This is a genomic window from Sulfurihydrogenibium sp. (assembly GCF_028276765.1).
In the GTDB taxonomy this organism is placed as follows: Bacteria; Aquificota; Aquificia; order Aquificales; family Hydrogenothermaceae; genus Sulfurihydrogenibium.
The window spans coordinates 1-8,774 of the sequence record NZ_JAPYVU010000061.1 but is presented as its reverse complement, the minus strand read 5'-3'; the positions used below and the strand labels follow the sequence as shown (position 1 = coordinate 8,774).

Here is an 8,774-nt window from a genome sequence, read left to right as displayed (position 1 = left end):
ATTTCAATCTTATAAGTAGATGGAGAAAGGTTAAGACTTTTGTTGCTTATCTATATGCATATGCTATTGGTTATAGCTTTTTTAGAAAAAGTAAACTATGGAGGTAATTTCTCACCCGACGTATTTTAAAATTATAACATATAGACATTATATCTTGGGAGCAAGAAATTGGTGAATTTTGACAATACTAAAGTATAAGAACTATTCTGATACTCTTTTGTGTTTTTTATGAGACTGTTCCAAAAACTCAAATCGTAATTCTGTAGCCGGCGAAGAATCTCATGACTTTTCTTCTTAAATCAAAAAAGAGCTCCTTCATTTCGCTGTTGGATGAAAAGGAAAGAAGGCTTGTAAAAAACAAAAAAGCCCCCGTTAAGGGGGCTTCAATACATTTATTGAATTTAAGAATTTATCTTAGAAGTCCATGTCTCCCATTCCACCGCCTGCGCCTGGGAGTTTTTCTTCTTTTTCCTTAATTTCTGCCACTAAGCACTCAGCTGTAAGCATTGTTCCTGCGACAGATGCAGCGTTTTGGAGAGCTGTTCTTACAACCTTAGTTGGGTCGATGATACCAGCTTCTACCATGTCTACATATTCACCAGTAGCTGCATTGAATCCGTAGTTTATATTGTCAACATCTTTGATTTTTTCAATTATCACAGATCCTTCGAATCCTGCGTTATAAGCAATTTGTTTTAGTGGAACTTTGCAAGCATTTTCAACAATCTTGATACCCCAAGCTTTATCTGGGTTTTCTTCTTTCACGTTACAAAGTGCTTTTGATGCTCTGAATAATGCAATACCACCACCTGGAACAATGCCTTCTTCTACTGCAGCTTTTGTAGCATGTACTGCGTCATCAACTCTGTCTTTTTTCTCTTTTAATTCCGCTTCTGTTGCAGCACCAACTTTAATGATAGCTACACCACCGGCGAGTTTAGCAAGTCTTTCTTGTAATTTTTCTTTGTCATATTCAGAAGTTGTTGTTTCAATTTGTTTTTTGATTTGCTCTATTCTTGCTTTAATATCTTCTGGATTTCCTTTTCCGCCAATGATTGTAGTGTTATCTTTGTCTACAACAACTTTATCAGCTTGACCAAGCATATCTAAATCAACAGATTCGAGTTTGATTCCAAGGTCTTCTGTGATTGCCGTACCACCTGTTAAGATAGCAATGTCTTGGAGCATTGCTTTTCTTCTTTCACCAAACCCTGGAGCTTTAACTGCACATACTCTTAATACTCCTTTGATATGGTTTACTACTAATGTAGCAAGAGCTTCTCCTTCAACATCTTCAGCAATTATTAAAAGTGGTCTGTTTGTTTGAACAACTTTTTCTAATACTGGTAAAAGCTCTCTTATATTGCTGATTTTCTTTTCATAGATTAAGATGTATGGATTTTCTAACACAGCTTCCATTTTTTCTGGATTTGTTACAAAGTATGGAGACAAGTATCCTCTATCAAACTGCATACCTTCTGTTACTTCTAATACAGTTTCTGCAGATTTAGATTCTTCAACAGTGATTACACCATCTTTTCCTACTTTTTCCATTGCATCTGCAATGATTTTACCGATTTCTGGGTCGTTGTTTGCAGAGATTGTAGCAACTTGTTCAATCTCTTTTCTTCCAGTAACTGGTTTAGATATTTTTTTGAGTTCTTCAACAACTATTTTAACAGCTTCATCAATTCCTCTTTTTACATAAACTGGATTAGCACCAGAAGCAATTGCTTTTAATCCTTCTTCATAGATTGCTTGAGTTAATACTGTAGCTGTTGTTGTACCATCACCAGCAACGTCTGCTGTCTTAGATGCAACTTCTTTAACAAGTTGAGCTGCCATGTTTTCGTATGGGTCTGAAAGTTCTATTTCTTTTGCAACAGATACACCGTCTTTAGTAACGACTGGAGATCCCCATTTTTTCTCTAAAATTACTTCTCTACCTCTTGGTCCAAGTGTTACTTTAACTGCATTTGCAAGTTTATCAACACCTGCTTTTAATTTTGCTCTTGCCTCATCACCATAAACTAATCTTTTTGCTGCCATCTACGCTCACCTCCTGTTTATTTTATTTTCTTATTGTTCAATAATTGCTAAGATATCATCTTCTCTTAAAATGATTAACTCCTCACCATCAACTTTAACTTCATTTCCTGCATACTTGCTAAAATATACTTTATCCCCTACTTTTACTTTGAGTGGAACTATATTTCCGTTTTCTAACATTTTACCTTCTCCTACAGCTACAACTTCACCAATTTGAGGTTTTTCTTTCGCCGTATCTGGAATAATAATTCCTGATGGAGTTTTTGCTACTTCTTCTTCAACTCTTTTGATAACAACTCTGTCATACAAAGGTTTTAACTTTGCCATTTGCGCCTACCTCCTTCTTAGATTTTAATTCATTTTATATTATATATCATCTTTTTAATCTTGTCAATAGCATTGATTTTGATAAAGTCAAGTTATATATAAATAATATACTCAAATTTGAGAAATTTTCAATAGATTTAAGGGAGAGTGTTTACAAAAGTCCACATTGTTGTTCTATAGCAGATGGAGAATCTACTGTTTTTCTTTTAAATCAAAAAATAAGATCCTTCGGACTTCTTCCTCATGATGACGATGTGGATTTTTTGAACAGTCTCAGTTAAAAGAATCTCCTTTTTAATTCTAAAAAAACAAATAATTTCTCATTCAAAATAGAAGATAAACTTTTTAAATCTTGCTCTCAATTTTTCTTACAGTTTCAAGTAGCTTAGAAGCATAAAATTTTTTAATCCTTTCAAAAATTTCATTTGCTGTTTGTTTGTCATATATATGGGACGTTAAATTTCTATCTTCAAGCATATCAAGAAAAATTTCATCATCATCTATTAAACCATTTCTAAATGCTTCTTTTATACAAGTTCTCGGATTATTACATTCAACGCCGTAATACTTTAATACAAGTTTTAGAGTTTTCAAAAAAAAGCTCAAATGAAAACTCAAATCTCTGGATTGTACCGTCTATCTCTAAATCAGTTTTTGCAGTTTTAACAGCTTCGCTTAATCTATCTAAAGTATTGTTTAAATTTTCTAAAGCTTGAAGAATTTCAACTTTTCTCATATAAAACTTTTCCTGTTTCATAAACTATGTTTTTAAAGTTTTCGCTGCATTCATTAAGATAAATAATATCTACTGAATATATCCCGCTTATATCTTCTACAAGCTCTTTTATCTTTCTTTTTAGTCTAAAATCTACATTTTGTTTTAATTCAACTGCTAAATCGATATCTGAGTATGGTTTATTTTCTCCTTTAGCCCTTGAGCCAAAAAGTAATATTTTTTCTGGCTGTAGTTTTTCTACCAAAACATAAACTAAATCGTTAATTATTTTCTCTACTTTATCCATTTTTAAATATTTCAAACATTGCTTTTATAAATTCATCGTTTTCTTCCTTTTTGCCAATAGAAACTCTCAAACAGTTTTCAAGCTTTGGAAGATGAGACATGTTTCTTACAAGGACGCCTTTTTCTATTAGCTGTTTATGTAGCAGGTCTCCGTTTGGAACTTTCATCAAGAAAAAGTTTGCATCTGAGGGATATACTTTTATATCTTTGATCTTAGAAACTTCTGACATTACTCTTATTCTTTCTTCTTTTACAACTTTTATTTGCTGGTTTAATTCATCTAATCCTTCTGTTAGTACAATTTCTCCTATTACTTGCGTTGGGTAAGTAATGTTAAATGGTAGTCTTGCTTTGTTTATCTCTTGAGCTACTTCTTTTTTTGCTATTAGATATCCAAGTCTTATGCTTGCAAGTCCTACCTTTGACATTGTTCTTAATACGACCACATTGTCATACTGCAGAGCTTCTTTTAAAAAGCTTTCTTTATCTGAAAAGTGGATGTATGCTTCGTCTATTACTGTAAAAACTCCTTTATCTATCACGTATTCTATTAAACTTTTGTTAAAGCTGTTTCCTGTTGGGTTGTTTGGAGATGCAAAGAAAAAAGCATCAGGATTTTTTGATAGTGTCTGATCTATCTCTTCTTTTGTAAGCTGAAAATTTTCATCAAGCTCAAACTCTACCTTTGGTCTTCCTACTACGTCGGAAGAGACTTGATACATAGGAAAGGTTGGTACTGGATAAGCAACGGGATTTTTCAAATCTCCGATAACTGTAATTAAAAGATGTATCAACTCATCTGAACCATTTCCAAGAACAAGGTTTTCTGACGTTATGTTTAAATTTTCTTCTGAATTTACAAAATTAGCTATTGCTTCTTTAAGCCTTGTAGCATGTGGGTCCGGATATCTTTGAAAGTTTATTTTTTTAATTTCTTGAGATATTCTTTCTTTTAACTTATCTGATAGGTCAAATGGGCTTTCGTTTGAAGATAACTTTACTTTACAAGGCGTTGTTTCTGTTTTATAAGCTTTTAGATTTTTTAGCCTTTCTAAGTATCTCATTTACGCTCCTACCGTTTCTTTTTTTGTTTTTGCTCTTAAAATCTTTTCAACTTCTAAAATTAAAGGTGCAGCAACGTAAATTGATGAGTAAGTACCAAAAACAATACCTATAAGCAATGCTAATGCAAAGTTTTGGAGAGATTCTCCACCAAAAAAGTATATTGCAATTACAGAAAATAATGCTGTTCCTGATGTGATTATAGTTCTTGCCAAGTTTTCGTTAATACTTCTGTTGATAATGCTTTCCATATTTTTTCTTCCACGGGCTTTTATGTTTTCTCTGATTCTATCAAAAACGATGATTGTATCGTTTAAAGAGTATCCAAGAACTGTTAGGATTGCCGCAATCACCGTAAGGTCTATCTCTTTTCCAAGAAGTGAGAATATACCAAGTGTGATGATTGCATCATGGAACAATGGAATTACAGCTGCAATTGCAAATAAAGGCTCGTATCTATAACCTACAAAAAGTAAAATCCCAAGCATTACAAAAATCATAGAATACACGCTGGCTTTTGCCATCTCGCTTCCAACCAAGGCATCTATAAACTCAACCTTTCTTATCTCATACTGACCTTGGAATTTGCTATCTAATGCTTTTTTTACTTTTTCAAGAACAATGCTTGAACTTCCCTTTTTAGCCGGTACTCTAATTTCAACTTCATCTTTGTTAGTCCCTACTTCTTGAATTAAAGAGTCTGCTAAATCTACGTCTTTAAGTAGATTTCTAACATCAGAAACCCTTATCTGCTGGTTAAATTTAACTTGAATCGACGTTCCACCTGTAAAATCAAGCCCAAGATTAAACCCTTTTGTAAAGAACAAAACAAAGCTTAATATTAGCAAACTTAAAGATATCCCATAGCCTATTTTTCTAATCTTTAAAAAGTCTATATTTGGTGGTTCTACCATAAAATTTCTCATTTTCTGTCTCCTAAACAGCGTATTTAAAGTATTTTTTGCCGCCGAGTACTAAATCAAGCAGCATTTTTGTTAAAAATACAGCAGTAAATAAGTTTATGAATGTACCAATAGAGAGTGTTGCCGCAAATCCTTTAAGTGGTGCGTTTCCAAACTCAAGTAAAGCAAGTGCTGCGATTATTACTGTTATATGTGAGTCAAAGACCGCATTAAACCCTCTTTTAAACCCTTCTTCTATAGCAACTCTTAATGTTTTACCATTTTTAAGCTCTTCTTTTATTCTTTCAAAGATAACAACGTTTCCATCAACGCCCATACCTATGTTTAATATGATACCTGCAATACCGGGAAGTGTTAGGGTAATATCAAATAAAAGCATTGTCACCCAAAGCAGCATTAAGTTGAAAATGAGTGCAACTACTGCGATAAATCCTGATACTGCATATCTAAATATCATAAAAAGTCCAACGAGAACAAAGGACACAATTCCGGCTGTTAGAGTTTTATCTATAGATTCTTTTCCAAGGGTTGGACCGATTACTGTTTCTTCTATTATTTCTACCGGTGCAGGTAATGCTCCGGCTCTTAAAACTACCGCTAAATCGTTAGCCTCTTCTGTTGTAAATCTTCCTGTAATCTGCCCTGATGATGTTATTCTTGACCTAATCACAGGCGCAGACATAACTTTTCCATCAAGAACTATTGCAAGCCTTTTACCAATCATTTTGTTTGTAGCTTCACCAAATATTTCTGCTCCTTCTGATGTAAGCTCAAAATTAACCGCCGGATTTCCTGCTTGGTCTGTTGAGACCCTTGCATCTTTAAGCATTGCTCCTGTTATAACAGGAGTTTTTTTAACTAAAAACCATTCTTTTACAGGCTGACCGTTTACTACTTCTTCTTGACCTTCCAAGATTTCAAGGTCATCAGGCAAACCATTTGGATAATCTTTTAACAACTCTTCTTTGCTTAAAGCAAAATTTACAACTTCTTTTAATTCAAGCTGTGCAGTTTTTCCAATGATAGATTTGGCTCTGTTTAAGTCTATAACACCCGGTATCTCAACCAATACTCTGTCTTTACCTTTTTGAGTGATGTTTGCAGAAAGTGTACCAAATTGGTCAATCCTGTTTCTTAAAGTCTCAACCGCTTGCTTCATAGTTTGAGTTTTTATTCTGTTTAACTCCCAATCTGTAAATCTAACTAATAGATTGCCGTCTTTATCTTCAACAACTATCTGCGGAAACTCTTTTTTAAGAACATCTTTTGCTTTGTCTATCTTTGTTGGGTCTAAAAGTACCAACATTAGAGATTGATTTTCTATTTTGTAGTTTAAAAGCTCTATACCATTTTCTTTAAATTTCTTTTCTATGTCCTTCCCAAGATGTGCGTATTGGTCGTTGATTACTTTATCAATATCAACTTTTAATGTGATGCTTACACCACCTTGGATATCTAAGCCAAGCTTTGGCTGTTTTGTCATCATTAGATAAACAGACCCAACAAGCAAAAGAAAAACAATTACTAACTTTATTTTTACATCAGCTTTCAATGCATACCCCTTTAAATTGAAATAAATTTAATTTTTTATTTTATCACATAAGGCAGTTTGGATAAGTGAAAAGGTACTGCGTGGCAAAAATCTATACATAAAATAGGGTATTCCAAAATTTCCGTAATACTGAAATTGAAATAATCTCTGCTTGGAGGGTGTTCCAAAATTCTTGCAAACCTACCTTTCCGTGTCGTTCTGAGGACGAAGTCCAAAAGATCTCTTTTTTGATTTAAAAAGAAAAAACATGAGATTCTTTGCTTCGCTCAGAATGACGATTTGGGTTTTTGGAACAGTCTCATCTCTGCTTGTAATTGCAATGTTCTAAAATTCCTGTAATTTGTAAGTTTTATTGTATTTGTAAAATGAGTTCATCTTTTTCGACCATCCTGAGGACTTTAGTTCCAAGGATATTTTTAAAAAGGTAAATAAGTAATAGTTAAAAATGGATGAGATTCTTCGCATGGCTTCAAAATGATGGTAAAAAATTAAATTATTTTTAGACTTGGTTAAAATTTTAAAGTACTCTCTATATAAGATTGATTTTAAATTAAAATTCAGATATAATGGTCTTAAAATCTTTAATTAGGAGATGAAAAAATGTTAATAAAAGAGAATGAAATTCCAAGAGTTGCATTAAATGATATGAACAAAGTTCATGATGTAGAGATTGAAATAGTAAATAAGCTTTATGATGCAATTGTTAAAAATGAAGATATAGCTGAAATTTCAAAATACTTTGATGAGTTTTTAAATGATGTTGTTAATCATTTTACATTTGAACAAGGATTAATGGAAAAATACAACTTTTTTGCATACCCAATACACAGAGCAGAACATGACAGAGTTTTGTATGAGTTAAAATCCTTAGAAAAGATACTTAAAGAGAAAGGAGATATAAAAACAATAAAAGATTATCTTGAAAATGTTTTTAAACCATGGATTATAAATCATGTCCAAACAATGGACACTGTAACTGCAATGTATTTATCAAATTTTGTTTAAGATGTAAGTAATACGTCTGGTGAGAAATTTAGTAAAATCAAGATATTCTTCTTCACTTTTGAGTTTAGGGAAGGAGGACACACATGAGAAGGTTTAAAATTTTTTTGGTTTTATTAGTTTTTATCTTATTTGTCATACAAAATCAAGGATATGGTAAGGAGAAAGAAAATATAAAAACTTTAAAGCAAAATATAACTTGGTCAACCGTTATTTCTAATGGTGTAAATTATCTTGATTTAGATGGAGATGGAGAAAAGGATGTTGTTGTAAAAGGTTATAGAAATAATATTTCTGCTCATACGTTTTCTGTAATTTCTTTTTATTTATCAAAGAAGATAAACAACCAAGAAAGATTGGATATAAAAAGATTAGAGGTAATTTCAATCGGTCATGTGCCTGACAAAGAAGAGTATCAACTATTCACTCATGAAGGAGCCGATTGTATATTGAGAGATTTTAGATTGGTTAAAATAAAAAACAGTAAAAAAGTCTATTTAATTAAAGCTGAACGCTATTTATCAGGAGAAAAAACATACGCCGATAAAGATATTGTCAAATTTGCTATTTATGAGCTTCAATATGACGATCTTGAAGATAGATTTTTCTTCAATAAAATTAATGAATTTAGAGCTACAAGAAAATACTGTGATGTAAACGAAGCCTTTAAACATGAACTTGGAATATAAAGTTTATAAAATAGGAAAAAGAAAATATACGTCGGGTGAGAAATTACCTCCATAGTTTACTTTTTCTAAAAAAGCTATAACCAATAGCATATGCATATAGATAAGCAACAAAAGTCTTAACCTTTCTCCATCTACTTATAAGATTGAAA

General features: G+C 32.3%; 8 protein-coding genes and 1 pseudogene. 2 read left to right on the top strand and 7 right to left on the bottom strand.

From position 1 onward, the window contains the following. Positions 1-414 precede the first annotated feature (414 nt). From groL to secD, 7 genes and pseudogenes are all read right to left on the bottom strand, one after another. Entirely contained in the window at positions 415-2,049 is a 1,635-nt protein-coding gene (gene groL / locus Q0929_RS08235) for a chaperonin GroEL (protein WP_299239689.1), read from the bottom strand. A gap of 30 nt (positions 2,050-2,079) precedes the next feature. After that, positions 2,080-2,376, bottom strand: a complete 297-nt coding sequence (gene groES, locus Q0929_RS08230; RefSeq protein ID WP_299239686.1) for a co-chaperone GroES — start codon at positions 2,374-2,376, stop codon at positions 2,080-2,082. Positions 2,377-2,721: 345 nt separating this feature from the next. Beyond that, a pseudogene (locus Q0929_RS08225) lies at positions 2,722-3,112 on the bottom strand (HI0074 family nucleotidyltransferase substrate-binding subunit). Further along, the gene (locus tag Q0929_RS08220; RefSeq protein ID WP_299239683.1) at positions 3,099-3,413 is read right to left on the bottom strand and encodes a nucleotidyltransferase domain-containing protein; all 315 of its coding nucleotides are present in this window, start codon (positions 3,411-3,413) and stop codon (positions 3,099-3,101) included. Before Q0929_RS08220 ends, Q0929_RS08225 begins: the two are co-directional and overlap by 14 nt. Continuing rightward, a complete protein-coding gene (hisC, locus tag Q0929_RS08215; RefSeq protein WP_299239679.1) occupies positions 3,391-4,461 on the bottom strand; it encodes a histidinol-phosphate transaminase in 1,071 nt (356 codons plus the stop codon). Before hisC ends, Q0929_RS08220 begins: the two co-directional genes overlap by 23 nt. Continuing rightward, the gene (secF, locus tag Q0929_RS08210) at positions 4,462-5,385 is read right to left on the bottom strand and encodes a protein translocase subunit SecF (RefSeq protein ID WP_299239675.1); all 924 of its coding nucleotides are present in this window, start codon (positions 5,383-5,385) and stop codon (positions 4,462-4,464) included. It lies immediately after the preceding gene. A gap of 10 nt (positions 5,386-5,395) precedes the next feature. Then, a complete protein-coding gene (gene secD, locus Q0929_RS08205) occupies positions 5,396-6,934 on the bottom strand; it encodes a protein translocase subunit SecD (protein WP_299239671.1) in 1,539 nt (512 codons plus the stop codon). 600 nt (positions 6,935-7,534) lie between these two features. Between secD and Q0929_RS08200 the strand changes: the two genes are divergently transcribed. Further along, the gene (locus tag Q0929_RS08200) at positions 7,535-7,939 is read left to right on the top strand and encodes a hemerythrin family protein (RefSeq protein ID WP_299239666.1); all 405 of its coding nucleotides are present in this window, start codon (positions 7,535-7,537) and stop codon (positions 7,937-7,939) included. 83 nt (positions 7,940-8,022) lie between these two features. Next, positions 8,023-8,625, top strand: coding sequence for a hypothetical protein (locus Q0929_RS08195; RefSeq protein WP_299239663.1), 603 nt, complete (start codon positions 8,023-8,025; stop codon positions 8,623-8,625). Positions 8,626-8,774: the final 149 nt, after the last annotated feature.